The following is a 23,161-nucleotide window of genomic DNA, read 5'->3' as shown; positions in this document are numbered from 1 at the left end:
CTGCGCTCCACTCCTCGGCTGCGGCGACCGTCAGGACAGCGCAAGCGAGCGGGTGCCCGGTCCTGCCGCCCGTCACGCCGGGCGGCCGAACCGGGCGAATTCCGATCGGAAACGTCAGCGCTGAAACGTCGGCGCTGAAACGTCAACTCCGGGGCGTCCACCCCGGACGTCAGCTCAGGCGCCGACGGCCGCCTCCTGCGGGGTGGCCGTCTCCGCGGACTCACCGGTGGAGTCCTCGGCGGCGGCGTCCTCGGTGGCGGCATCCTCGGTGGCGGCATCCTCGGTGGCGGCATCGGGGTGCGCCGCGATGAACTGCTCGATGACCTCGTCGGCCATCTTCCCGCGCGCGGGCACGTCCAGCCCCTGCTCGCGGGCCCATTCGCGCACGTCCGTCAGGGTGTAGCCGCGCAGCCGCGGGGAGGTGTCCGCGGCCTTCTTGGACCGCGACGCCTGCTTCACCTCACGGGCGTTCTCCAGCACTTCCTCGATGAACGCGAGAGCCTCGCTCAGCCGCTGCTGGTTCGCGTCGGACAGGTCGATGGCGAAGGTCCGGTTCAGCAGCGGGAACTCCCGTCTCGCCACATCGTCGCCCTCGGAGTGGTCGAGGTCGTCAACCAGTATCACCTTCTGCGCCACGTGCAGCCCTTCCAGGGTGGATCTCCGTCTATCTGGACCGTGGCATCCTACTGGTGCTTCCGTTACCGGCCCGCCTTCCCGGGTCCCTCGCCCCCAGCACGAGCGCCACGGCGGCGACACCGTACGCGACGGTCGTGAGCAGGGCGGGCAGGAGAATCCCGGGAGACGAGTAGTCGGGCTGGCTGCCCGCGCTGATGTCCGCCACGGTCACCGAACGCGGGAACTCGTCGATCGCGACCACCAGATTGACGACCGCCATGACGCCGAGCAGTGCCGCGACACCCCACCTCGCCTTCCGCATATGCCGGTGGAAGACGGCCGCCGCCAGGACGAGCATCGGCAGCCACCACGCGATCAGGATGTCCAGGCCGAAGAAGGTCCTTGGCCGCCGGCCCGGCTCAGGCGCCAGGGTGCGGAGGGCTGTGCGGAGGGCTGTGCAGGGGGCGATGCAGGCGGCGGTGCAGCGCGCGGACCTCGTCCACCAGCGCGGGCACAGGCCCGGCCACCCGCACACCGGGCGCGACCTCGTTGACCGGGAGCGTCCGCACCGGCGGGGGCGGCACGTCCCACTCGACCAGCCACTGCGCGAGCTGCGCCGACGACGCCACGTAGACGATCCTCCCCAGCCCCACCCACCCGTGCGCCGCCGCGCACATCGGGCAGTGCTCACCGGAGGTGTAGACCGTGGCCTTCGCGCGCTCCTCCGGCGTCATGTTCTCCGCGGCCCAGCGCGCCAGCTCGAACTCGGGGTGCCGCGTGTGGTCGCCGCCCGCCACCCGGTTGCGGTCCTCGGCCAGCACCTTCCCGTCCCCGGAGACCAGGACCGAGCCGAACGGTTCGTCGTCCGCCTCCAGCGCTTCCTTCGCCAGCTCCACACAGCGGCGCAGGTGCCGCAGTTCCTCAGACGTCGGCTCGTAACCCATGATCGAAACGGTAACTCCACACGGGCCGGGTAGGGCGAGGGCATGCCGGAAGGGCATCTGGTCCATCGCTACGCGGACGAGCAACACGAGGCGCTCGCCGGGCGCGCGGTCAGGGCCACGAGTCCGCGGGGCAGGTTCGACGCGCGGCCGTACGACGGCAGGGTCGTCAAGCGCATGCGTGCCCTCTGACCTGGGAAGTCACGCCTTCGCCGAGGTGTTATATCCAGGTGTACGAAGGCCGGAGACTGCTGGACATCCGCCGCATCTACGTCGAGCCCGCCGCGGCCGAGCTGCCGCGCGGCAAGGAGATCCTGGAGCGGTTCCCCGAGGCCGAGCGCATCGAGATCGAGGCCCACCATCGGATCCCCGAGCTGTACGGGGACGAGGCGAACGTGGCCCGCTGGGTGAGGATCAAGACCGAGGCGCTGGTCCTCGGCGTCAAGAAGTCGCTCACCGCGCGGCCGAACGGCCGGTCGAGCGACTTCATCGCGCCCTCGACCGCCAACGGCTGCGCGATGGCCTGCGCCTACTGCTACGTGCCGCGCCGCAAGGGCTACAGCAACCCGATCACGGTGTTCGCCAACATCGACAAGATCACGGGCTATCTCGGGAGGCACGCCGGGCGGCAGGGCGTCAAGCCCGAACCCAACCAGGTGGACCCGCACGCCTGGGTCTACGACATCGGCGAGAACTCGGACTGCTCCGTGGACGCGACCGTCTCCGACAACGTGCGCGACCTCGTCGATCTCTTCCGCGACCTGCCGAACGCCAAGGCGAGCTTCGCCACCAAGTACGTCAACCGCGACCTGCTCGGCTGGGACCCGCAGGGCCGTACGCGCATCCGCTTCAGCCTGATGCCGGCCGCCGACGCCAAGCTGCTGGACATCCGCACCTCGCCGGTCGCCGACCGGATCGCGGCCATCGACGACTTCGTCGAGGCGGGATACGAGGTGCACGTCAACTTCAGCCCGGTGGTCGTGCGCGACGGCTGGCTGGAGGACTGGGCGGAGCTGCTCGGCCAGCTCGACGACGCGCTGAGCCCGGCGGCCCGCGCCCAGTTGGCCGCCGAGGTCATCTTCCTCACGCACAACGACCGGCTGCACGAGGTCAACCTCGGCTGGCATCCCAAGGCCGAGGAGGTGCTGTGGCGTCCCGACCTCCAGCAGCCGAAACGCTCGCAGACGGGCGGCTGGAACGTCCGCTACAAGACCGGCCACAAGGGCCGCTACGTCACCGCGCTCACCGACCTGATCGCCGAGAGGATCCCGTACTGCCGGGTCCGCTACGCCTTCTGACCGCCGCCCGGAGCGCGAGAGCGCGTACGGCGAGTTCCACCCACCGCACCCGGGCGGGCTGCGGCGTCCCGGCGCCCGGTGCGGTGGTCAGGAGCAGGGCGACGTCGTCGACCGTGACGTCGGGCCGCAGTGTGCGGTCCCTCCCGCGACCGCGACCTGGGACAGGGCCTGTGGCAGGTCTCCCAGCGGCTCACCGCCGTGACCTGCCCCGTCTGAGCGCCGCCGTCATCCCGCCAGATCGCGTACGACGTCCGGCCTGTCGGTGATGACGCCGTCCACGCCCGCGCCGATCAGGCGGCGTACGGCGGCGGGGTCGTCCACGGTCCAGGCGAGGACCTTCATCCGCAGCCGGTGGACGCGCCGGACGTACTCCGCCGTGACGTCGGCGTACGGCGGGTTGATCTGGTCGGCGAACCGGGCCAGGCCGGGCAGCTCCGCAATCCGCGGCGTGCCGAGCAGGCCGATCGGCACCCCGGGCATGAGGCCGTGGAAACGGCGCATCGAGTCCCAGTCGAACGACTGCACGACGATCCGGCCGCGCCAGGCCGGGTCGCGCCCGATCTCCTCGGCCACCCGGGCCTCGATCCCCGGATAGAGCCGGGGCTCCTTGATCTCCAGCAGCAGGCCGAGCCCGCTGCCGCGCATCGCGCGCAGCGCCTCGCCGAGCGTGGGCACCGCCTCCCCGGCGTACTTCCGCGAGAACGACGCCTTCCGGGAGAACCAGGAGCCGGCGTCGAGCTTGCGCATCTCGGCCAGCGTGAGGTCGCCGACCCGCCACGGCGCCCGGCCGGGGAAGACCTTCTCCGCGTCGGTCGTACGGCCGAGCGTCGTGTCGTGCATCAGGACCAGGTGGTGGTCCCTGGTCTCCTGGACGTCGAGCTCGAACATGTCCGCGCCCTGGCCGCGGGCCAGTTCGAAGGCCGCGACGGTGTTCTCCGGCGCGTACGCGGACGCGCCGCGATGGGCCACGACCAGGGGCGCCGACGCCGCTGCGGCGGGGACGACCGGGGTGAGGATCGAGGTGATGGCGACCAGGACGATCGCGGAGATGAGGCCGAGCCGCCGGCGCATGGTTCTCCTCGGAGTCGGGAGCGACTACGAGAAGAACTTGACCACGCACCATTACACGCAGTTGATTTCCCGGTGGCGTACGGGTGCCGGCTCGGTGAGCATCGCCCCGCCTCCGGGCGTCCCGCCCAAATCGGTCACAGGCGGGCCGCGGTGACCACCACCGTGACATAGGACATCGTGAAGCCGCCTCCCATCTGGTCGATCGCGGCCCCGACCCCGGAAAGCACCTCGGGAAGCGCGTCCGGCGGGAGCCGGGTCAGGGCGCCGGACGTCGGCATCTGGTCGAGCCACTCGTCTCGGGTGTAGAACCGCTGCCAGTCGTACCGCCACTCCTCGAGGTCGCCGAAGGCGCCCGCGTCCCTGATCCCGTCGGCGGCCTTGGTGAGCAGCGGCCGGTAGCCGTCGAGGGCCGACCCCGCAGGCCGCTCCTGGGACGGGAAGCCGGGCATGACCCGCCGGTAGACCGCGGCGTGGGCCTCCGCCACGGCGGGCGGGGGCTCGAACACGTGCCAGAACAGCGCCAGCCGGCCACCGGGACGCAGCACCTCGGCCGCCTTGGCCGCCCCGGCGACCGGATCCACCCAGTGCCAGGTCGTTCCGGCGACGACCGCGTCGAACGCGCGACCGGCGGGGTCCCAGGCTTCGAACGTCGCCACCTCGACCTCCAGTCCGTCACGGCGTGCGAAGTCCGCCATCCGCGCGTCGGGTTCGACGCCGAGCACCGTGCACCCCGCCGCACGGAACTGCCGGGCCGCGATGCCGGTGCCGGTGCCAACGTCGAGGACATCGGCACCGGGACTGGCGGCGACGATGCGCTCCACCATCGCGTCGGGATAGGGCGGCCTGGTCCTGTCGTAACGCTCGGCGTCCACGCCGAACGACTCCGCCATCTCTCTGGCCTTGTGTGGTTCGTTCTCGGAAGATGAAGTGGGCATGCGCCCACTATGAGTGGGCAAGTGCCCACTCGTCAATTCGGATAAAGTCGACGGACAGACAGGAGGGGATGGAACGGTGCCGACGGGGGTTGCCCTCCGCGACGCGCGGGAGCAGTTGTTCGCCGCCGCCGAGCGGGTCCTGCTCAGGGACGGGCCGAGCGCGCTGACCAGCCGGGCGGTCACCACCGAGGCGGGCTGCGCCAAGGGTGTCCTGCACCGGCACTTCGACGACTTCGACGCCTTCCTCGCCGAGCTCGTGCTCGACCGCATGGCCAGGATCGACGCCCAGGCCGCCGCCCTTCGTCGGTCCGCCGGAACCGGCACCGTGGCCGGCAACCTCACCACCGTGCTGACGGACCTGTTCGGGTCGGTCGCCGTGGCGGTCGTCGGCCTGATCATCTCCCGCGACGCCCTGCGCGCCCGGCTGCGCCAGGCCAGGCCGGGCCCTGGCCTCCCGCTCCTGACGGAGGCCGCGGCCATGCTCGCCTCCTACCTCACCGCCGAGCGCGACCTGGGCCGCATCGCGGCGGACGCCGACGTCGACACGCTCGCTCCCACACTGCTCGGAGCCTCACACCTGCTGTTCGCCGACAGGGACGGCGGCCCGCCGCAGGCCGACGCCGTCCACAAGATGGTGAACACGGTCGTCGCCGGCGTCCTACGGACCGAGTCGCCGGCGCAGGAAGCCGCCCCCTTCTACGCCAAGGTCACCGCGGACCGAGCTCGAACTCCCCGTCCCTGACTCCGTCGATGCGCGACGCGAAGTAACCGCATGAGCGCCGGAAGCGGGACGGGTAACGTGATCAGGCGTGACGAGGCTGGCGCTCTTCGATCTGGACAACACACTGGTCGACCACGACGAGGCCTTCCGCAGGTGGGCCGAGGAGTTCACGGCCGACCGCGGCCTGGGTGCCGAGGCGGTCGAGCGACTGGTCGCCCTCGACGGGCACGGCTACCTGCCGCGCGAGACGCTCTTCGCGCAGGTGAAGGAGGACTTCGGGATCGACGGCCGGGTCGAGGACCTGTGAGCCGCCTACCGGCGCCGCATGCCGGACCTCGTCCGCTGCCCACAGGAGGTGCGCGACGGCCTGGCCCGCCTGCGTACGGCGGGCTGGCGGGTGGCGATCGTCACCAACGGGCGGGCGGACAACCAGCTCGGCAAGATCCGGCGGACCGGCCTCGACGAGGTCGTGGACGCATGGGCCGTCTCCGGGGCCGAGGGCGTCCGCAAGCCCGACCGGGGGCTGTTCGAGATCGCCGCGACCCGTGCGGGCGCGAGCCTCGGCGTGGGCGGGTGGGTGATCGGTGACCACCCGGTGATGGACGTGGCGGGAGGACGGGCGATCGGGTTCGCCACGATCTGGATCGACCGGGGCGCCTGGGCGGGCCGGGAGCCCGCATCGGACCACACCGTCACCGACGTGACCGAGGCGATCGGCATCCTGCTGTCCGACGGGGCGGCAGCCGGGTGAACGACCTGGCGGAACGGCTCGGCTGACGGGTCAGCCGAGCAGCGGCGCGAGCGCCGCCTCCAGGTCGGGCACGCCGGTGAACAGGACGGCCGTCATGCCGAGCGCCCTGGCCGCCTCGACGTTCTCCTCCCGGTCGTCGACGAACAGGCACCGCCCGAGCGGCACACCCGCGCGCTCGGCGGCGATCTCGTAGATGCGCGCGTCGGGCTTGCCCACCCCCACCAGCGCGCTGCTGACCACCTCGTCGGCGAAGTGGGTCAGGCCCAGCCAGGCGAGGTCGTCCTCCAGATCCAGCGTCGCGTTGGTGACCAGCACGACGGGCACGTGCTCCTGGGCCCGGCGCAGCAGGCCGAGCACGTCGTCGTCCACCCGGGCGGGCGCCTTGACGAACGCCGTGACCAGCGCGCGGGCCTGCTCCCGCGGCACCTGGAGGGCCAGGGCGGCCTCGGCCGTCTCCATCCACTGCTCGACGGTGATCTGCCCCAGCAACACCGGCCGGTCCACCTCGGGCGCGAAGACGACCTTCGTCGTGGTGCCCTCGGCCAGGCCCATGGCCCGTTCCAGCTCGTTCAGCTCCGTCTGATCGTAGAAGCGGATGACACCGTCGAAGTCGCACAGCACCGCGTCGTACGGCCGGGGGATCGTCACCGCCCATGCATACCACGGGTGGTCGCCGCGTCCTCGCCGGAGTAGGGGACGCGGGCGACGGCATGCTGGGCGCGGCGGATCACGGCGAGCGTGACGCCCGGGGGCGACCGCCGCTTCCAGGTCTACGAGACGGCGGAGCCGCGCTTCCCGCGCGAGCTCTGCGCCGAGCTCACCGCACCCTGACCCTGCCCCCGGCATCCGGGAGACGGCGCGTCAGCGCAGCATGTCGAGGGACCGGGCGGTGCCGAGGGAGTCGTCGGCCGCCGTGTGCCGGGGCTCGGCCTCTCCGCGCAGCACCTCGTGGATGTGGCGGACGCCCCAGGAGAACGCGGTGCCCTCGCCCGGCTCGTGCCGGGCGACCAGGCGTCCCTCACGCCACACTTCGAGCCCGTCGTGCGGCTCGGGGTGGAACGGGTTGGTCAGCCGGATCTCCCCGCCGGTCCCGACCAGGCGGGTGTACGTCGTGAACGGCAGGGCGAAGCCGCAGCTCAGCATCAGGCGGCCGGAGTCGAACTCCAGGACCCCGGCGGTCTCGATGTCCACCCCCGCCTCGCCCTTGACCGCGACGGCGTGGCCGGCGACGGCGTCGCCGCCGAACAGCAGGTGCGCGAGCCGTACGGGGTAGCAGCCCACGTCGTAGAGCGCGCCGCCGCCGAGGGCCGCCTCGAGCCTGATGTTCTCGGTGCCCTGCATCGTGAAGTGGAAGGACGACCAGATCTCCCGCAGTTCGCCGATCGCGCCTTCGGCGAGCAGCCCGCGCAGCCGGGCCGTCTGCGGGTGGAACGGGAAGACGAACGCCTCCCAGAGCGGCCGGGCCGACCGGCGCGCCACCTCGATGACGTTCCCGGCCTCCGCGGCGGTGAGGCACAGCGGCTTCTCGCACAGGACCGCCTTGCCCGCTTCCAGGGCGGCGATCGTCCACTGCGCGTGCAGGGCGTTCGGCAGCGGGATGTAGACCGCGTCGATCGACGGGTCCTCGATGACGGCCTCGTAACCGCGCACGGCCCGGGCGACGCCGTTCCGCGCGGCGAACTGCTCGGCGCGGGACAGGTCACGGCCCGCCACCACGGCGGCCGTACCTCCGCCGGCCTCGCGCAACGCGGGCAGGAACGCCCGCGCGGCGATGCCGGCCGTGCCGAGGACCCCCCACCGGACAGCCCCACTCATCCCGCACCCACTCCTCGCCGTCGTTGCCGACATTTCACGATTTGCCGGGGAATACCTGCCGGGACCGTAGCACAGCGCTGCCGATGGGAACTTTTGCCCCCAGAGTCCGATATCGGGGAGCCCAGGGGGTACGTAACCCGCCGATCCCGACCGGGACGCGACGCGAGCGGACGAGGGATACGCGATGAGCGAGGAAATACGGCGGTTCACCCATCTACCGAGCGACCGGGCGCCCGGGCCCGACTACTCGGGGCCCGGAGTCGAAGCGGAGCTCACCGGGCGGATGCCCGAGGGCCGCCCCGCCGAGAGGCCAGAGCGATCCGAGAGGCCGAAGCCGCCCGGGCGCCGCGGCGGATCGTATGACGCCCTCTACACGGCCCGGGCCTCGTCCGCACTCGGCAAGGTGGCGTCGGACGACGGCATGCTCGACGTCCGCATCAAGGCGCCGGCGGAACTCGGCGGCCCCGGCGGCGCGACCAACCCCGAGCAACTGCTCGCCGCGGCGTACGCCTCCTGCTTCCACAACTCGCTCACGCTGGTCGCCGGGCGGCAGGGCGTCCGCACCTCCGACGCCACCGTCGACACGGCCGTCACGCTGCGCAAGCGCGGCAGCGCCGACGACTACACGATCACCACCGACCTGACCGTACGCCTGCCGGGGGTCGAGCCCGAGGCGGCCCGCAGGCTGGTGGAGCAGGCCCACGGGGAGTGCCCGTATTCGCGGGCCTTCATGCAGGGCGCCGAGGTGCACGTCCACCTCGCCTGACCGCCGGCACCCGCCCCGGACCTTGCCGGGACGGGCGCTTCGAGCGGGATGCGGCGCCCTTCGCGCGCCTGCGCGAAGGACGCCACCGGGGACCGGGGGGCCGGGCCCGCGTTCGCGCGTCCTCGGCGAGCCCGCCGGTCGTCTCGGATCTTCCGCCTCAGACCTTCTGCCACAGCGCGGGGACGTTCGGCGGTTCCCAGCCCACGATCGCCGTGTGGGCCTGGATGCACCGGTACGTCGCCCCGCCGTAGGCGACCTGGTCACCCGCCTTGTACGTCGTGCCGGCGGCCCAGGTGCCACCGGGGACGGTCGGAGTGGGCGTGGGGGTGCGCGTCGGCGTGGGAGACGGGCTCGGCGTACGCGTCGGCGTCGGGCTGGGAGTGGGCGTGGGAGACGGGCTGGGCGTCCCGCCCCCGCCGACCTGCAGGTCGACGCAGGCGTAGAACGCGTTGGCGGTGTCGGCCACGTTCCAGATCGCCAGCACCTTCTGCCGGCCCGTCCGCCCGCTTAGGTTCACCGTGTGGCTGACGGTGGCGGGCGGCTGCGCCCCGTGATCGTCGAAGACGGCGATCCTGGTGCCTCCGATGTAGTACTCCCACGTGCTGGTCGCGTGGCGGGCGGTCAGCGACCACGTGAAGGTGACGGTGCTGCCGACGCTGGTGGCCGGCCAGGGCTTGCTCTCGTCGTCGAGCTGGGCGAAGCGGGCGTTGCCGCCGCTGCAGCTGCGCAGCCCCTTCGGTCCTTCCACGCTCTGGGGCTCGTAGATGATGTCGCCGCAATTGGGGACGCGGCCCTGGGCGCACATCGCCTGGCGGCTCGCGGGCGACGAGATGTACCCGTGCGCCTGAGCCGGTGAGGCGATGAACACCGTGGCACCGATGCCGATCATCGCCGTCGCGAGGAAGGTCAGCGTTCTTCGCATGTGTGCTCCTCACTGCTGGGGGGTGGCGCCAATATAAAGGAAAGTTTCCTAACAATGAAGGCCCAATGACTGCGGCGGTCAGGGGATCCGTGACGGGATCGGTCCACTACCGCAGCGATGGGCCGCCGCCGGAACCGGCGCCAGGACCGGGCCCTGCGCGACGCGAACTCGCTGAGGCGGCACGGGTACGCGGGGCCTTGGCGGGGCCCCCGAGCGACTTCCCGCTCTCCCTCGTGGTGCACTGAATCCAGGGGGATGCGCCATGCCGCAGCGTTGGTCGACCACGGCCCAGCCGGCACCGGCCCACGGTGTCGCCGTCGTGCTGCTGTGCCTGGCGACGTCGGTCGAACTGCTCATCGGTCACCCACCGGCCGCCGAGCCGGCCCCGCACGACGACCGGGCGCTGTATGCGCTCGAACCCGTGCCGGCGACCCCGGCGTACACGCACCCGGCGTTGCTCCTGCTGCTGTTCTGCGGGGCGCTCCTGCTGGCCGGGGCGATCACGTACTTCGGCTTCCGTCTGACCGGCGGCGCGATCCAGCCGGCGCCCGCGCCCCCGGCCGGGCCAGAGGAGATCGGGCCGGAGGAGATCGAGGCGGAGGAGATCGAGGCGGCCGGCCCGCACCGGACGGCCCCGGCGCACGACGAGATCGACGGCCTGGCCCCCGGTGTGAACCGTACGCTCGGGCGGCTGGAGGAGGCGCTGGAACGCCAGCGCCGTTTCAGCTCCGACGCCTCCCACGAGCTGCGCACCCCGCTGACCGCCATGCGGGCCCAGATCGAGGACGCGCTCCAGGCGCCGCAGGAGACCGACGTGGTCACGCTGGCCAGGGCGCTGCTGCCGAGCCTCGACCGGCTGCAGCGGATCGCGACCGACCTGCTGGCACTCTCGCGGCTGGAGAACGAGGCGCTCCCCATCCGGCGGCAGCGGGTGGATCTCGGGAGGCTGACCGAAGGCGAACTGCAGATGTTGCCGATCACGAAGCGGATGATCCCCCGGCTGGGCCCGGACGTCGTCGTGCTGGGGGACCCCCACTTCCTCGGCAGTCTCATCAGCAACCTTCTCGGCAACGCGGAGCGGCACGCCGCCAGCACCGTCACGATCACGGTTCGGCGCGAACCGCGACGACCCGGCGGGCCACCCGACGGAACGGCCGTGCTCGAAGTGGCCGACGACGGCCCAGGGATCCCCCGCGAGGAGCGGGAGAAGATCTTCCAGCGGTTCACCCGGCTCGACTCGGCCCGCAGCAGGGACGCGGGAGGAGCCGGGCTCGGACTGCCCATCGCCCGCCAGATCGCCGAGAACCACGGCGGCCGGCTGACCATCGAAGACAGCACCGCGGGGGCGCGTTTCGTGCTGCGACTGCCGCTCGCCCCCTGACCCCTGACCCCCTGCCCCTGACCCTTGAGCCCTGAGGCGGGATCCCTGAGGCGGGATCGGCGAAAGGAGCGGGAACGCGTTGACATATGCCGCCCGCGACCTACACTCACACACGTGAACGATCGTTCAAGTGTTGTGGATCTGGCGACGGCCGACTCCTGCGCGCTCCCGGTGGTGGACGCGCATCGGGTGGAGACCGTCAGGAGGGCCATGCCGTCCCAGGAGACGGTGGAGGACCTGGCGCAGGTCTTCGGCCTCCTGGCCGATCCGGGGCGGCTGCGGCTGATCGCGGCGCTGCTTGAGGGCGGCGAGATGTGCGTGTGCGATCTCGCGGCGGCGACCGGCCACAGCATGTCCGCCGCGTCCCACGCCCTGCGCCTGCTCCGCGCCCACAACGTGGTGAAGGTGCGGCGCGCGGGAAGGATGGCCTACTACCGCCTCGCGGACTCGCACGTGCGACTGCTGTTCGACCTGGCGATCACGCACATCGGACATGAGGAGAAGGACCGGGACGATGGGTGAGACCGGCAAGGGGCACGGGCACCGCACCGGGACGGGTGACGACCGTGAGCACGGGCACGAGCACGACCGCGGCCATGCGCACGGGCGCGGGCATGGTCACGGGCACGGGCACGCGGTCAGCGCCGAGGCCGATCGGCGTCTGCTGACCGGCGCGCTGGCGCTCATCCTCGGCTTCATGGCGGTCGAGGTCGTCATCGGCGTCATCGCGCACTCCCTCGCCCTGGTCTCCGACGCCGGGCACATGCTCACCGACGCCATCGCCATCGCCTTCGCGATCATCGCGATGCGGATCGCCGCCCGCCCGCCGCAGGGCGGCTTCACCTACGGCCTGAAACGCGCCGAGATCATCAGCGCCCAGATCAACGGCATCACGCTGCTGCTGCTCAGCGTCTACTTCGTCTATGAGGGCGTACGCAGGCTGATCGAGCCCCCCGAGGTCGAAGGCGCGTACGTCGTCGCCACCGGCATCGCCGGAATCGCGGTGAACCTTGCCGCGACCTGGCTGCTGAACAAGGCCAACCGCGCCAGCCTGAACGTCGAGGGCGCCTTCCAGCACATACTCAACGACCTGTTCGCCTTCATCGCCACCACCGCCGCCGGCGCGGTGATCTGGGTGACCGGCTGGGGCCGGGCCGACGCCCTGGCCGCGCTGGTCGTGGCCGCCCTGATGCTCAAGGCCGGATGGGACCTGGTGCGCGAGTCCGGCCGGGTCTTCATGGAGGCCGCCCCCGCCGGGATGAACCCCGCCGAGATCGGCCGCAAGGCCGCCGCCCTGGAACACGTGGTGGAGGTGCACGACCTGCACATCTGGGAGGTCACCAGCGGCTACCCCGCCATGTCGGCGCACATCCTGGTCGCCCCGGGCGCGGACTGCCACGCCGTACGGCAGGCGGCGCAGCGGATGGTCCACGACGAGTACGGCATCGCCCACACCACGCTGCAGGTCGACCACGCCCCACCGGAGCTTCTCGCGATCGGTGAGGCGGTGGCCGAGGCGGCGGAACCCCACTGCGCGGACGCGCACGGCCCCGCACACGTCAACGGGCGGATACAGGCAGGGGACGACCGCCGATCGCAGGGCTGCGCCGGCCGCCGATACATCAGGTTCCCCGGCGCCGGACGCCTCTCCTGACCCCCGTCCCTCCTCTCATCGGGAGCGGCCGGAGGCCGGGCGGGTGGCCCCCACCCACCGGATGCCGTTGGGCCGGATGTCACCGCGGTCGGCGGCGGCCTGCTCGTCGGCCTCGGTGACGCCGTCCAGCTCGGAGAAGAAGTACGGCCCGCGCTCGCAGAGCCGGGCCTCGAAGCGGTCCCCGAGCGCCTCCAGCAGGTCTCGGCCGGTGTGCAGGGGATGGTGCTCGCTCACCCACTCCTCGATGTACGACGCCCAGGGCAGGCCGGACCCGGCCCATCGGTCCCGGTGCCGGTGCAGCCACCCGGGTTCTTCGGCCTCGGCCAGGCGGGCGAAGCACCACTCGGCCGTGGCCTCGTCGAACCCCTCCCGCGCCCACTCCACCACGACCAGCGTGCCTCCCGGCACGAGGGCCTCCGTCACCCGGTCGAGGACGTCGCCCAGGTCGGCCACGTGGTGCAGCGACGTGCAGGCCACGACGGCGTCCACCCGGCCCGGCACCGCGTAGCGCTCGAACTCGACGCGCTCGTAGCCGGGCCCGTCCGGGGCCTCGGGATCGACCCCGACGGCGTCGTATCCCCGCTCGCGCAGCATGGGCACGAGGCCCCCGAACGGTCCACAGCCGATCTCCAGCACACGGGCGGGCGCGGGCGGCAGGTGGCCGGACACGAACGACCAGGTGGCGTCGAGCCAGCGTTTCTTGGCGGGGGTGGGGGCGAGCGTCGTCATGGCTCTCCTAGTTCGATAGAGCGATCCTCTGTTAATTCTCGTCTGTTAATTCTCGTCGGGAGATCGTCAACACCGCGCAGCGCATCGGCTCCGGCCTCGGCGTCACCGCCCTGCCGCTGGGGCGTGGGCGCCTGACCGGCTCCGTTTGCCGTACGACCTCAGGGGTATCAGCCGCGCATGTGCGCCCCGTCTGACCTGGACGTGCTCGTGCCCACCAAGGACCGCACGGGCGCGCTGGCCGTCACGTTGGCGGGCCTCGCGGCGCAGACCGTGTCCGGATTCCGCGTCGTGATCTCGGACCAGTCGCACGAGCCGGTCGCCGACGACCCGCTGGTGGCGGCGCAGCTGCGGATCCTCGGCCACCGTGACAGGCCGGCGGCCGTCCACCGCCACCTGCCCCCGCGGGGCATGGCGGAGCAACGCGCGTTCCTGCTCGGCCGGGCCGGGCGGCGGCTGGCCCTCTACCTGGACGACGACGTATGGCTGGAGCCGGAGGCGATCGAGGTCCTGCTGTCCGCGATCGGCGAGCTGCGCTGCGGCTTCGTCGGCTACGCCCTGCACGGTCTGTCCTACCGCGACGACGTACGCCCCGACGAGCTCACGCCGTACGAGGAGTGGACGGACGGCGTGCGGCCCGAGCGGGTGCGCCGGGAGTCGCCGGCCTGGCAGCGCCACACCCTGCACAACGCCTCCAACCCGCTGCATCTCGCCCGTGAACACCTCGGCTCGCCGGGTCCCCGGGAGTGGCGGCCGTACAAGGTGGCCTGGATCGGCGGCTGCGTGCTGTACGACCGGGAACGGCTGACGGAGTGCGGCGGCTTCGACTTCTGGCGGTCGGTGCCGTCCCGGCACGCGGGTGAGGACGTCGTGGCGCAGCTGCGCGTCATGGAGAGGCACGGCGGCGCGGGACTGCTGCCGAGCCGGGCCTACCACCTGGAGCTGCCCACGACGGTCACCGACCGCAGGGCAGAGTGCTACGACTACGTGTTCGAGACGGCATGGGCGCGCTGATCGAGGACGTGCGCCGCATCGCGGTGCTGCGGGCCAACGCCCTGGGCGACCTGGTCCTCGCGATGCCCGCCCTGGAGGCGCTCCGCCGGGCCTACCCACAGGCCCGGCTGACCCTCCTCGGCATCCCCTGGCACGCCCGGTTCCTGGACGGCAGGCCGGGACCGGTCGACGACGTCATCGCCCTGCCGCCGATCTCCGGGGTGTCGTCGGCGGACGGCGGCCACAAGGCTCCGGAGGGCCTGTTCGAGGAGCTGCGCGAGCACCGGTTCGACCTCGCCGTGCAGATCCACGGCGGCGGGCGCAACTCCAACCCCTTCGTCAAGGCGATCGGCGCCCGGGTGACGGCCGGTCTGTGCACGCCGGACGCCGAACGGCTCGACCTGTGGGTGCCGTACGTCTACTACCAGCACGAGACGCTGCGCTACCTGGAGGTCGCCGCGCTGGTCGGCGGGACGGCCGAGGCGTACGAACCGAGCATCGCCGTGACCGACGCCGACCGCGCCGAACTCGCCCGCGTGTACGGCGAGCCGCCGCCCGGCCTGGTCGCGCTGCATCCGGGGGCGAGCGACCCCCGGCGGCGCTGGCCGGCGCGCGCCTTCGCGGAGGCGGCCGACCGGCTCGGCCGCCCGGTCGTGATCACCGGCATCGAGAAGGAGCGGGAGGTGGTCGAAGAGGTGGCGGCGGCGATGCGGCGGCCCGCCGTCACGGCGGTCGGCACGCTCGGCATCGGCGGCCTCGCCGCGCTGTACGAGCGGTGCGACCTGGTCATCTCGAACGACACCGGCCCCCGCCACCTCGCCGCAGCGGTCGGGACGGCCACCGTCGGCATCTTCTGGTGCGGCAACCTCATCAACGCCGGGCCCCTCACCCGGACTCTCCACCGGCCGCTGGTCTCCTGGACCGCGCGGTGCCCGGTCTGCGGCGTCAGCGGACACGATCAACGGGTGGGGCGGTGCCCGCACGACGAGTCGTGGGTGGCCGAGGTCCCGGTCGACGACGTGGTCGAGCAGGCGGAAGACCTGCTTCGTGGCCGCCCTGGGACGCCCTGACGACCAGCGGGATGCAAGGTCCCTCCAAGTCGCCCGGCCTACGGTCGGCGGCATGAGAAAGAACCTCGTCATCGGCGGCCTGCTGGCGTTCGTGATCGCCGGGAGCCTGCCGGCCGTTTCCGCTCAGGCCACCACCACGACGCGGGCGGCGGCGCCGCTGATCCACTGGGGACCCGTGCAGTCCCGGAGCGGGCACCACGGATATGCCAAGGCCGACGTGTGGATCACGCGCTTCACCGCCGAGACCTTCGTCGTCTCGGGCACGCTGTACGACCGCGACGCGCACGGTGAGCACTGCGCCTACGTCCGGGCCCGCTTCCACTACGCAGGCGGCGGCACCGGGTGGGCCCCGCCGAAGACGACCTGCGCTCCGAAGAAGCCGATCCGGCTGTCGTCGGACGGCCGGATCACGCGGGTGGACGTCAAGGTCTGCGTGTACGACAGGGCTCGCCGTGCGACCCTGAACTGCTACGCCGACGCCATCACCCCGGCCATCATCGCGAACTGGCCGCAGTGAGGCGGTCACCGGCGCCGGGAGCCGGGCCGAGGTAGGCGAGAAACCGGCGCAGCGCGGGGTTGGGGTTGTCGCGGCGCCAGGCGACGTCGACCGGGACGAGGGGGACGGGCTCGGCGAAGCGCCTGACCGCCACCCCGGGAACGCGCAGCGTGGCGGCCTTGCCCTCGGTGATGAAGGTGATGCCGCGGTCCCCGGCGACAGCGTGCAGCATGTGTTCCTCCTCGGGCTCCCAGTGGGCCACGGGAGGGCGCACACCCGCGCCGAAGATCTCGTCGAGCATCCGGTCCCACATCGCGGGGCCGTGCTCCCGCGGCCACCACACCATCGGCTGACCGGCCACGTCGGCCCTGCGGAGACGCCGCCTGCGGGCCAGCGGGTGAGCCCTGGGAACGGCGGCCACGATGGGCTCGACGCCGACCGTACGGGTCGCCAGGTCGTCCCCGGGGTCGTCGAGGAGCCGGACGAAGGCCAGGTCGATGGAGCCCTCACGCAGGCGTTCCTCGTCCCGCGCGGTGAAGCCGCTGGTCACCGTCAGCTCCACCGCAGGGCAGGCGGAGCGGAAACCGTCGAGAAGCGGGGTCACAACACCGCGCGGCGCCGACCGGGTGACGCTGACGACCAGCCGTCCCGCCTGCCCTCCGCCGTACGCGCGGGCGAGCGCGACAGCGGCGTCGGCGCGGGCGAGGACGTCCCGGGCCGCGGGGAGCAGGGCGGCGCCGGCCTCGGTGAGCGCCACGCCCCGTCGGTTGCGGGCGAACAACTCCACGCCCAGCTCGCGTTCGAACGCCTTGATCTGCTGGCTTAGGCCGGGCTGGGCCACGTGCAGGCGCCGCGCGGCCCGCCCGTAGTGCAGTTCCTCCGCGACGGCGACGAAGTACCGCATATGGCGCAACTCCATGCGCCTCAGGTTATCTCGGTGATAAGCGGCACTTCTCACAGGGGAAGAGGCCGGACTTGGACACCGGCCACGCCGATCCGGCGAAATAGCTGCCATGGTCGCATTGATGACAAGGCCGGGGCCCCGCGCGGAGGCGGCGGTCGGCACCCGGCAATGGATCGCGCTCGCCTCAGTGCTGCTGGCGACGTTCATGGGGCTGCTGGACGGCAGCATCGTCACGGTGGCGGTGCCGTCGATCCAGGACGATCTGAACGCCTCCTTCGGCGAAGCGCAGCTCGTGATCGCCGGTTACACGCTCGCGTACGCGGTGGGGCTGGTGACCGGCGGGCGGCTGGGCGACCTCTACGGCCGCCGCCGCCTGTTCACCGCCGGAGTGGCGGCCTTCGTCGCCGCCTCCGCGACCTGCGCGCTGGCCCCCACTGCCCCTGTGCTGATCGGGACCCGGGTGCTCCAGGGCCTCGCCGCGGCAGTGATGCTGCCCCAGGTGCTGTCGATCATTCAGGCGTCCTTCGCGGGCCCCGCGCGGAAGACCGCGCTGGGCATGTACGGCGCCACCGTCGGCCTCGCTGCGATCTCGGGCCAGATCGTCGGCGGCGGGCTGCTGACCTGGAACCTCCTCGATCTCGGCTGGCGGGCCGCCTTCCTGGTCAACGTCCCTGCCGGCGTGCTGGCGGTGGCGGTCGCGCGCCGCACGGTCGCCGAGAGCCATGGGCCGCGCACTCGGCTCGACCTGGCCGGGGCCGTCCTGCTCGCCGCCGCGCTGGCCGGGCTGCTGCTTCCGGCCGCGCTCGGCTGGCCCGCGTGGGGATGGGCGCCGGCGGTCGCGGGCGCGGCTGCGCTGGCCGCCTTCTGGTTCGCCGAGCGGGGCCGGGCCTACGCTCTGGTGCCGCTCCGGCTGCTCGGACGAGTCGTGCCGGGCCTGCTGACCGTGCTGGCCTTCTACGCGGGCAACGCCGGCTTCTTCCTGCTGCTCGCCTACCACCTGCAGGCGGGCCTGGGACTGAGCCCGCTGGCGGGCGCTCTGGTGTTCGCGCCACTCGGCATCGGGTTCGCCGCCGCCAGCGTGGCGGGCAGGCGGTCCGGCAGAATCGTCACGGGCGCCGCGCTGATGACGCTGAGCCTCCTGGGCGTGGTCGTCGTCGCCCTCATGGTGCCGCGATCCGGGCAGGTGGCCTGGCTGGTGCCCGCGCTGGCCCTGTCGGGCATCGGGGAAGGACTGGTGGCCGCGCCGCTGATCGGCGCCGTCCTCGCCCAGGTCGCTCCCAGCGACGCCGGCGCGGCCGGCGGGATCCTGCTCACCGCCACTCAGGTCGCCAACGCCTGCGGGGTGACGTTGATAGGCGGCCTGTTCGCCGCCGTGCTGGGCGGCGCTCCGGGAACCGCCGGCGTCGGCTTCCCCCACTACGCGCACGCCACCGCGGTCACCGGCACGGCCGTCCTGGCCCTGGCCGTCCTCACCGGCATCCTCGCCCGCACGACCACCCGCTGATCTCTCGGACAGGACCTCATATGGACTATCGCCTCGACCCCGAACTGGCCGTCGTCGCAGCCGGCCTGCCACGCACCGATTTCACCGATCCCGTCGCGGCGCGGAAGGCCGCGTACGCCGTGGCGAGCGCGACGGTCGCCGCCCTTCCTCCCGCCGGCGACGTCGAGATCACCGACCACCAGGCGGACGGCGTCCCGGTCCGGATCTACCGGCCGACGACGGCGGCCGAGCCGGCGCCCGTCCTGCTGGACTTCCACGGCGGCGGCTTTGTGATGGGCAGTCTCGACAGCGAGCACCGCCGCGCGCTCGACCTCGCCCGCAGGGCCCGCTGCGTCGTCATCTCCGTCGACTACCGGCTCGCGCCCGAGCACCCCTTCCCCGCCGGCCTCGACGACGGCTACACCGTGCTGGAATGGACGTCGGCGAACGCCGCGTCGCTGGGCGTCGACCCCGCGCGCGTGGCCGTGGGGGGCGGCAGCGCCGGGGGCGGTCTGGCGGCCGGGCTCGCGCTGCTGGCCCGCGACCGCGGCGGCCCCGCCATCGCGTTCCAGCTCCTGCTGTGCCCCGCGCTGGACGACCGTCTGCTGACCTGGTCGGCGACCCGGTTCACCGGCACGCCCGCCTTCGACTCGCGCGCCGCCGCCCAGATGTGGCCGCTCTATCTCCCCGCCGGGCGGGTCTCGCCGTACGCCGCCCCGTCCCGCGCCGACGACCTGACCGGCCTCCCGCCCGCCTACGTCCTCACCGCCGAGTACGACCCCCTCCGCGACGAGGCCGTCGACTACGCCGTCCGCCTGCTCCAGGCGAATGTCTCGGTAGAGCTCCACCAGACCACCGGGACGTTCCACGTGTTCGACCATGTCGCCCCGGAGGCCGCCGTCTCCCGCCGCGCCCGCGCCGAGATGGCGCACGCCCTGGCCCGGGGCCTGGCGGCCGTACTCCCCCGGTCGTAGGGGCGTACGTCGCTGATACGGCGGCGGTAGCACCGGGAGCCTCCCCGGGTGCGACGACGCCGACGGCCCCCGGCGGCACCATCGAGACACCGCCAGGGGGCGGACGGCGCCCAGGCCCGCGTACTCCCCCAGCGGTAGCCGACGTGTCTCTCGACGAGGGACGACACCGCCGGCCACGTGGGACAGGATCCCCGTGACCCGCAATCCGCTGACCGAAGGGAGCAAGAGCGTGCGCAAGGTCTACGCCGCTTTAGCGGGACTGCTGCTCGCCGCCGCCGTGGTGCAGATGTACCTCGCGGCCGTCGGCGCGTTCGACAAACCGCAGGACGACTCCTCGTTCGCCCTGCACAGCATGAACGGCATGATGGTCATCCCGGTGCTGTCGCTGGTGGCCACCGCCGCCGCGGCGGCCGCCAAGGCGCCGGGACGCCAGATCGGGCTGACCGTCCTGCCCGTCGGGCTGGTCGTCGTGCAGGCGCTGATCGTCGCGCTCGGCGGCCTGTTCGACGACAGCACCGGCAACACGACGCCGCTCTCCCTGGCGATCCTCGGCCTGCACGCCATCAACGGCATGGCGGTCATGGGCGTCTGCGGCATGGTGTTCCGCAACGCACGACGGCTCGCGTCGGCCAAGCCCGCCCCGTCGGAGGCCGCCGCGGAGGGCCGTCCGGTTCGCGCCTCATGACGACCGACCGGCTCATGGCGCTCGACCTGCTCGTCTCGGTCCTGACCGCGGCGGCGTGGGTGAGCGCGGGCGTGGCCGCCGCGGCCCGCCGTCCGAGGGCGGCCGGGGCTCTGTTCGCGGTGGCCCTGGTCGCGTCCCTGGCCCGGGTCTGGTCCGTCCTCGCCCTGGCCGGGGCCGGCTGGTGGTTCGTGCAGGAGAAGATCACCGTCGTCCTGCCGCTTCTCGTCGCGGCGGGGGCCGCGGCCACCGCACTCGCCGGACCGCGCCTGCTTCGCGCCGCCCGGCGAGCGGACGCGGCTTCGCGGGACGCCGTCAGAGCGCCGGCGGTCGTGGTCCCGCTGCTCGGCGCCGGGTACGCCGCGGCGGCCGGGATCGTGCAGACCTTCCTGATCGGATATCCGGCGGACCCGGGCACCGCTCTCCTTCTCCTGGCCGTCGCCGCGGGGGCCGTCCTGGGGACCTGGAGAGCGATGAGCACTCGCGTCCCCGGGCTGCGGACGGCGACGGCGGCCACCGCCGCGGCGGCCGTGCTCGGAGCCACCTTGGCGTTCGTTCCCTCCGCGGAAACCACGGCAGAGGGCTCCGCTCCCGGAGGGACCGCCGCGATGGCCGCCACCGGCTCCGCCTCCCACGATCACTCCGCCTCGGGCGGATCCGCCTCCGTCATGGGAGGCGCGACCCGTCCGGTGACCGACCTGCGCGGCCCCGCCGTGCCTCCACCGGGCGGCGCCGTGCGCCGGTTCGAGCTGACGGCCCGTACGGCGACCGTCACGCTGTCCTCGGGACGGAAGGTGTCGGCGTGGACCTTCAACGGCCAGGTCCCCGGGCCGCCGCTCACCGCGGTCCAGGGCGACCTCGTCGAGGTGCGGCTGCGCAACGCGGACATCACGTCCGGGGTGACGCTGCACTGGCACGGCTACGACGTGCCCTCGGGCGAGGACGGCGTGCCCGGCCTCACCCAGGAGGCCGTGCCGCCCGGCGGGGAGTTCGTCTACCGGTTCGTCGCCGCCCAGGTCGGGACGTACTGGTATCACACCCACGAGGTGTCCGACCTCGGCGTCCGGATGGGGCTCTACGGCACGCTCGTCGTCACGCCGAAGGGGACCGCGGCCACCGGACTGGACCTCACGCTGCCCGTGCACACTCTCGGCGGTGCGACGGTGACGGGCGATCGCGACCAGCCCCTGGTGCGGCAGGCCGCGCCCGGCACGCCCGTACGGCTGCGCCTGATCAACACCGACAACACGCCGCACCGGTTCACGCTGGAGGGCACGCCCTACCGGCTGGTGGCGGTGGACGGGACGGACCTGAACGGGCCGGGCACGCTCGGCCGCGTCGGCCTGCGACTCGCGGCGGGCGGCCGGTACGACCTCGCGTTCACGATGCCGCCTGGCCCCGCCGTCCTGCGGATCGACGACCGCACCGACTCCGTACGGCTCGTCCCGGCGAGCGGACCGCCCGGCGACGGCGCCGGCGCGAAGGGCGCGAGCGCGACGGCGGACGCCGGCGCCGTTCCCGCCGCCGGCAGCCGGACGGCGGACTGGCCTGAGCTCGATCTCACCCGGTATGGCGCCCCCGCCCCCACGCCGTACACGGCCCGCAGCCGCTTCGACCGGGACTTCACGCTCGTCCTCGACAGGGGGTTCGCGCTGACGAACGGCCGGCCGATGTACGCGCACACGGTGAACGGCGCCGCCTTCCCCGACATCCCCACCGAAGTGGTCAGGGAGGGCGACCTGGTCCGGCTCACCGTGGTCAACCGCGGCCGGGAAACCCACCCCTGGCACCTCCACGGCCATCGGGTGCTCGTGCTCTCGCGCGACGGCCGCCCCGTCACCGGCAGCCCCCTGTGGCTCGACACCTTCGACGTGCGGCCCGGCGAGGTGTGGGAGGTGGCCTTCCGCGCCGCCAATCCGGGGCTGTGGATGAACCACTGTCACAACCTCAGCCACGCCGACCTGGGAATGATGCTGCACCTGGCGTACGAGGGAGTGACCACGCCCTTCCACGGCGCGCACAGCGGGTGAGTGAATCACCCTTTTTCCCCAGTGTGTCGAGTAAAAAATCCAGGCGGGAATTCAACCGAGGTGTAAACGCTCGGTAATCAGATCAGAACTTCGGGTGAGCATCACCGGCCCGGATCCCCCCCGGCCGGGCGTGGGCGATGCCGACCGAAGGGAGAGATCGTGACAGTGGCGAAGAGCATCGTTCCCGCGCTGGCGGCGTGGGCCGCCACGGGGTGGCTCGTCGCAGGCCATCCCGCGCCGGCCCTCGCGGGCGAGGCCGGTTCCGACGCCGGGGGGCGCCTCACGCCGGGGATCGCGGCCGAGCCGGCGTCGGGTGTCCGGGGGCATCCCGCCTCGGGATTCGTGACGGTCCGGCCGCCCGGCCCCGGTGAACCCACCGCGTCGGGGCCCTATGGGCAGGTCGTGCACGAGGCCAGGCAGGGGCCCGGCGTCGTGTGCGCCTACCGGCTCAGGGGAGTGCGCAAGGGGGGCTTCCTCAACGTGCGCGAGGGCGCCGGCGTCCGCCACGCCCCCGTCGCCAAGCTGCGGCCGGCCGACGGAGGCTTCTCCGGCGCCTGCACCGCCAGCGGCGGCTGGATCGCGGTGAAGACCGCCGCCGGGACCTCGGGTTTTGCCGCCGCCCGCTACCTCCACAGGCTCGACCTGAGCGGACGGCCCTCGCTCTCGTGCAGCTACCGCCTCCGGCACGTGCGCGAGGGCAGCTTCCTCAACGTCCGCGAGGGCGCCGGCATCCGCCATGCTCGCGTCGGCAAGCTGCGGCCGGCCGACGGGAACATCGCCGGAGCCTGCGACGCCACCCACGGCTGGGTGGCCGTGGACGGCGCCGGCGGCATTCCCGGATGGGCCTCCGCCCACTTCCTCCGCAAGGTGTGACGTCCCGGGCCGCAAGGCCCCGGACGCGCCGGCCGGCACTCGCCGGACGCGCTGAAGCCG

General features: G+C 72.9%; 27 protein-coding genes. 17 read left to right on the top strand and 10 right to left on the bottom strand.

The features are described from left to right. Positions 1 to 174: 174 nt before the first annotated feature. The 3 genes from FLW16_RS30875 to FLW16_RS30865 form a co-directional block, all read right to left on the bottom strand. Positions 175 to 636, bottom strand: a complete 462-nt coding sequence (locus tag FLW16_RS30875; RefSeq protein ID WP_142563642.1) for an Lsr2 family protein — start codon at positions 634 to 636, stop codon at positions 175 to 177. Positions 637 to 664: 28 nt separating this feature from the next. After that, positions 665 to 973 carry a hypothetical protein gene (locus FLW16_RS30870; RefSeq protein ID WP_142563641.1) on the bottom strand — a complete coding sequence of 103 codons (309 nt, stop codon included), beginning with the start codon at positions 971 to 973 and terminating at the stop codon, positions 665 to 667. Between the two features lie 61 nt (positions 974 to 1,034). After that, positions 1,035 to 1,559 (bottom strand): nucleoside deaminase, encoded by a 525-nt coding sequence (locus tag FLW16_RS30865; RefSeq protein ID WP_142563640.1) that lies wholly within the window; start codon positions 1,557 to 1,559, stop codon positions 1,035 to 1,037. Positions 1,560 to 1,601: 42 nt separating this feature from the next. Between FLW16_RS30865 and FLW16_RS30860 the strand changes: the two genes are divergently transcribed. Both FLW16_RS30860 and FLW16_RS30855 read left to right on the top strand, forming a co-directional pair. Beyond that, complete coding sequence (locus FLW16_RS30860) at positions 1,602 to 1,748, top strand: hypothetical protein (protein ID WP_185949664.1); 147 nt, start codon at positions 1,602 to 1,604, stop codon at positions 1,746 to 1,748. 38 nt (positions 1,749 to 1,786) lie between these two features. After that, positions 1,787 to 2,854 carry a spore photoproduct lyase family protein gene (locus tag FLW16_RS30855; RefSeq protein ID WP_142563639.1) on the top strand — a complete coding sequence of 356 codons (1,068 nt, stop codon included), beginning with the start codon at positions 1,787 to 1,789 and terminating at the stop codon, positions 2,852 to 2,854. Positions 2,855 to 3,079: 225 nt separating this feature from the next. Here the strand turns inward: FLW16_RS30855 and FLW16_RS30850 are convergent, their stop codons facing one another. Next, positions 3,080 to 3,925: a glycerophosphodiester phosphodiesterase family protein gene (locus FLW16_RS30850; RefSeq protein WP_142563638.1), complete on the bottom strand. Its 846-nt coding sequence runs from the start codon at positions 3,923 to 3,925 to the stop codon at positions 3,080 to 3,082. Positions 3,926 to 4,059: 134 nt separating this feature from the next. Further along, positions 4,060 to 4,860, bottom strand: a complete 801-nt coding sequence (locus tag FLW16_RS30845; protein WP_142563637.1) for a class I SAM-dependent methyltransferase — start codon at positions 4,858 to 4,860, stop codon at positions 4,060 to 4,062. A 76-nt stretch (positions 4,861 to 4,936) separates the two neighbouring features. Between FLW16_RS30845 and FLW16_RS30840 the strand changes: the two genes are divergently transcribed. From FLW16_RS30840 to FLW16_RS45500, 3 genes are all read left to right on the top strand, one after another. Continuing rightward, a complete protein-coding gene (locus tag FLW16_RS30840) occupies positions 4,937 to 5,602 on the top strand; it encodes a TetR/AcrR family transcriptional regulator (protein ID WP_142563636.1) in 666 nt (221 codons plus the stop codon). 67 nt (positions 5,603 to 5,669) lie between these two features. After that, positions 5,670 to 5,888 (top strand): hypothetical protein, encoded by a 219-nt coding sequence (locus FLW16_RS45505; RefSeq protein ID WP_260615744.1) that lies wholly within the window; start codon positions 5,670 to 5,672, stop codon positions 5,886 to 5,888. Positions 5,889 to 5,906: 18 nt separating this feature from the next. Continuing rightward, complete coding sequence (locus FLW16_RS45500) at positions 5,907 to 6,332, top strand: HAD family hydrolase (RefSeq protein ID WP_260615743.1); 426 nt, start codon at positions 5,907 to 5,909, stop codon at positions 6,330 to 6,332. Between the two features lie 30 nt (positions 6,333 to 6,362). On the opposite strand, the gene FLW16_RS30830 is transcribed toward FLW16_RS45500, so the two are convergent. After that, positions 6,363 to 6,980, bottom strand: coding sequence for an HAD family hydrolase (locus FLW16_RS30830; RefSeq protein ID WP_221891363.1), 618 nt, complete (start codon positions 6,978 to 6,980; stop codon positions 6,363 to 6,365). Positions 6,981 to 7,193: 213 nt separating this feature from the next. Beyond that, on the bottom strand, positions 7,194 to 8,147 hold the full coding sequence (locus FLW16_RS30825; protein WP_185949663.1) for a Gfo/Idh/MocA family protein: 954 nt from the start codon (positions 8,145 to 8,147) through the stop codon (positions 7,194 to 7,196). Between the two features lie 184 nt (positions 8,148 to 8,331). On the opposite strand from FLW16_RS30825, the gene FLW16_RS30820 reads away from it, so the two are divergent. Further along, positions 8,332 to 8,913: an Ohr family peroxiredoxin gene (locus FLW16_RS30820; protein WP_221891362.1), complete on the top strand. Its 582-nt coding sequence runs from the start codon at positions 8,332 to 8,334 to the stop codon at positions 8,911 to 8,913. A gap of 157 nt (positions 8,914 to 9,070) precedes the next feature. Here FLW16_RS30820 and FLW16_RS46285 read toward each other — a convergent pair whose 3' ends face one another. Next, on the bottom strand, positions 9,071 to 9,835 hold the full coding sequence (locus FLW16_RS46285; RefSeq protein ID WP_142563633.1) for a lytic polysaccharide monooxygenase: 765 nt from the start codon (positions 9,833 to 9,835) through the stop codon (positions 9,071 to 9,073). A gap of 262 nt (positions 9,836 to 10,097) precedes the next feature. Between FLW16_RS46285 and FLW16_RS30810 the strand changes: the two genes are divergently transcribed. The 3 genes from FLW16_RS30810 to FLW16_RS30800 all read left to right on the top strand — a co-directional run bounded on the left by FLW16_RS30810 (position 10,098) and on the right by FLW16_RS30800 (position 12,870). After that, entirely contained in the window at positions 10,098 to 11,216 is a 1,119-nt protein-coding gene (locus FLW16_RS30810; RefSeq protein ID WP_142563632.1) for a cell wall metabolism sensor histidine kinase WalK, read from the top strand. Between the two features lie 114 nt (positions 11,217 to 11,330). Further along, positions 11,331 to 11,738 (top strand): helix-turn-helix transcriptional regulator, encoded by a 408-nt coding sequence (locus FLW16_RS30805; protein ID WP_260615742.1) that lies wholly within the window; start codon positions 11,331 to 11,333, stop codon positions 11,736 to 11,738. Next, positions 11,731 to 12,870 (top strand): cation diffusion facilitator family transporter, encoded by a 1,140-nt coding sequence (locus FLW16_RS30800; RefSeq protein WP_142563631.1) that lies wholly within the window; start codon positions 11,731 to 11,733, stop codon positions 12,868 to 12,870. The genes FLW16_RS30805 and FLW16_RS30800 overlap by 8 nt, the downstream gene beginning before the upstream one ends. 15 nt (positions 12,871 to 12,885) lie before the next feature. Here the strand turns inward: FLW16_RS30800 and FLW16_RS30795 are convergent, their stop codons facing one another. Then, the gene (locus FLW16_RS30795; RefSeq protein ID WP_142563630.1) at positions 12,886 to 13,599 is read right to left on the bottom strand and encodes a bifunctional 2-polyprenyl-6-hydroxyphenol methylase/3-demethylubiquinol 3-O-methyltransferase UbiG; all 714 of its coding nucleotides are present in this window, start codon (positions 13,597 to 13,599) and stop codon (positions 12,886 to 12,888) included. A 177-nt stretch (positions 13,600 to 13,776) separates the two neighbouring features. On the opposite strand from FLW16_RS30795, the gene FLW16_RS30790 reads away from it, so the two are divergent. Genes FLW16_RS30790 through FLW16_RS30780 form a run of 3 tightly spaced genes read left to right on the top strand, consistent with a single transcriptional unit; the run spans position 13,777 to position 16,176 of the window. Continuing rightward, positions 13,777 to 14,610, top strand: a complete 834-nt coding sequence (locus tag FLW16_RS30790; protein ID WP_142563629.1) for a glycosyltransferase family 2 protein — start codon at positions 13,777 to 13,779, stop codon at positions 14,608 to 14,610. Then, entirely contained in the window at positions 14,598 to 15,659 is a 1,062-nt protein-coding gene (locus FLW16_RS30785) for a glycosyltransferase family 9 protein (RefSeq protein ID WP_142563628.1), read from the top strand. Before FLW16_RS30790 ends, FLW16_RS30785 begins: the two co-directional genes overlap by 13 nt. A gap of 52 nt (positions 15,660 to 15,711) precedes the next feature. Next, positions 15,712 to 16,176: a hypothetical protein gene (locus tag FLW16_RS30780; RefSeq protein ID WP_142563627.1), complete on the top strand. Its 465-nt coding sequence runs from the start codon at positions 15,712 to 15,714 to the stop codon at positions 16,174 to 16,176. Here the strand turns inward: FLW16_RS30780 and FLW16_RS30775 are convergent. Next, on the bottom strand, positions 16,154 to 17,074 hold the full coding sequence (locus FLW16_RS30775; protein ID WP_185949662.1) for a LysR family transcriptional regulator: 921 nt from the start codon (positions 17,072 to 17,074) through the stop codon (positions 16,154 to 16,156). The genes FLW16_RS30780 and FLW16_RS30775 overlap by 23 nt on opposite strands. Before the next feature lie 106 nt (positions 17,075 to 17,180). Here FLW16_RS30775 and FLW16_RS46015 point away from each other — a divergent pair, with 106 nt between their 5' ends. From FLW16_RS46015 to FLW16_RS30750, 5 genes are all read left to right on the top strand, one after another. Next, positions 17,181 to 18,563 carry an MFS transporter gene (locus tag FLW16_RS46015; RefSeq protein WP_185949661.1) on the top strand — a complete coding sequence of 461 codons (1,383 nt, stop codon included), beginning with the start codon at positions 17,181 to 17,183 and terminating at the stop codon, positions 18,561 to 18,563. Between the two features lie 20 nt (positions 18,564 to 18,583). Beyond that, a complete protein-coding gene (locus tag FLW16_RS30765) occupies positions 18,584 to 19,516 on the top strand; it encodes an alpha/beta hydrolase (RefSeq protein ID WP_142563624.1) in 933 nt (310 codons plus the stop codon). 193 nt (positions 19,517 to 19,709) lie between these two features. Then, on the top strand, positions 19,710 to 20,201 hold the full coding sequence (locus tag FLW16_RS30760) for a DUF6220 domain-containing protein (protein WP_185949660.1): 492 nt from the start codon (positions 19,710 to 19,712) through the stop codon (positions 20,199 to 20,201). Continuing rightward, positions 20,198 to 22,228 (top strand): multicopper oxidase family protein, encoded by a 2,031-nt coding sequence (locus FLW16_RS30755; protein ID WP_142563623.1) that lies wholly within the window; start codon positions 20,198 to 20,200, stop codon positions 22,226 to 22,228. The genes FLW16_RS30760 and FLW16_RS30755 overlap by 4 nt, the downstream gene beginning before the upstream one ends. A 159-nt stretch (positions 22,229 to 22,387) precedes the next feature. Continuing rightward, positions 22,388 to 23,101, top strand: coding sequence for a hypothetical protein (locus FLW16_RS30750; RefSeq protein ID WP_142563622.1), 714 nt, complete (start codon positions 22,388 to 22,390; stop codon positions 23,099 to 23,101). Positions 23,102 to 23,161 lie beyond the last annotated feature (60 nt).

This window comes from Microbispora sp. KK1-11 (assembly GCF_006874435.1).
In the GTDB taxonomy this organism is placed as follows: domain Bacteria; phylum Actinomycetota; class Actinomycetes; order Streptosporangiales; family Streptosporangiaceae; genus Microbispora; species Microbispora catharanthi.
Note: the sequence above shows the minus strand (reverse complement) of the source record. Positions and strands in the feature narration are given on the sequence as shown.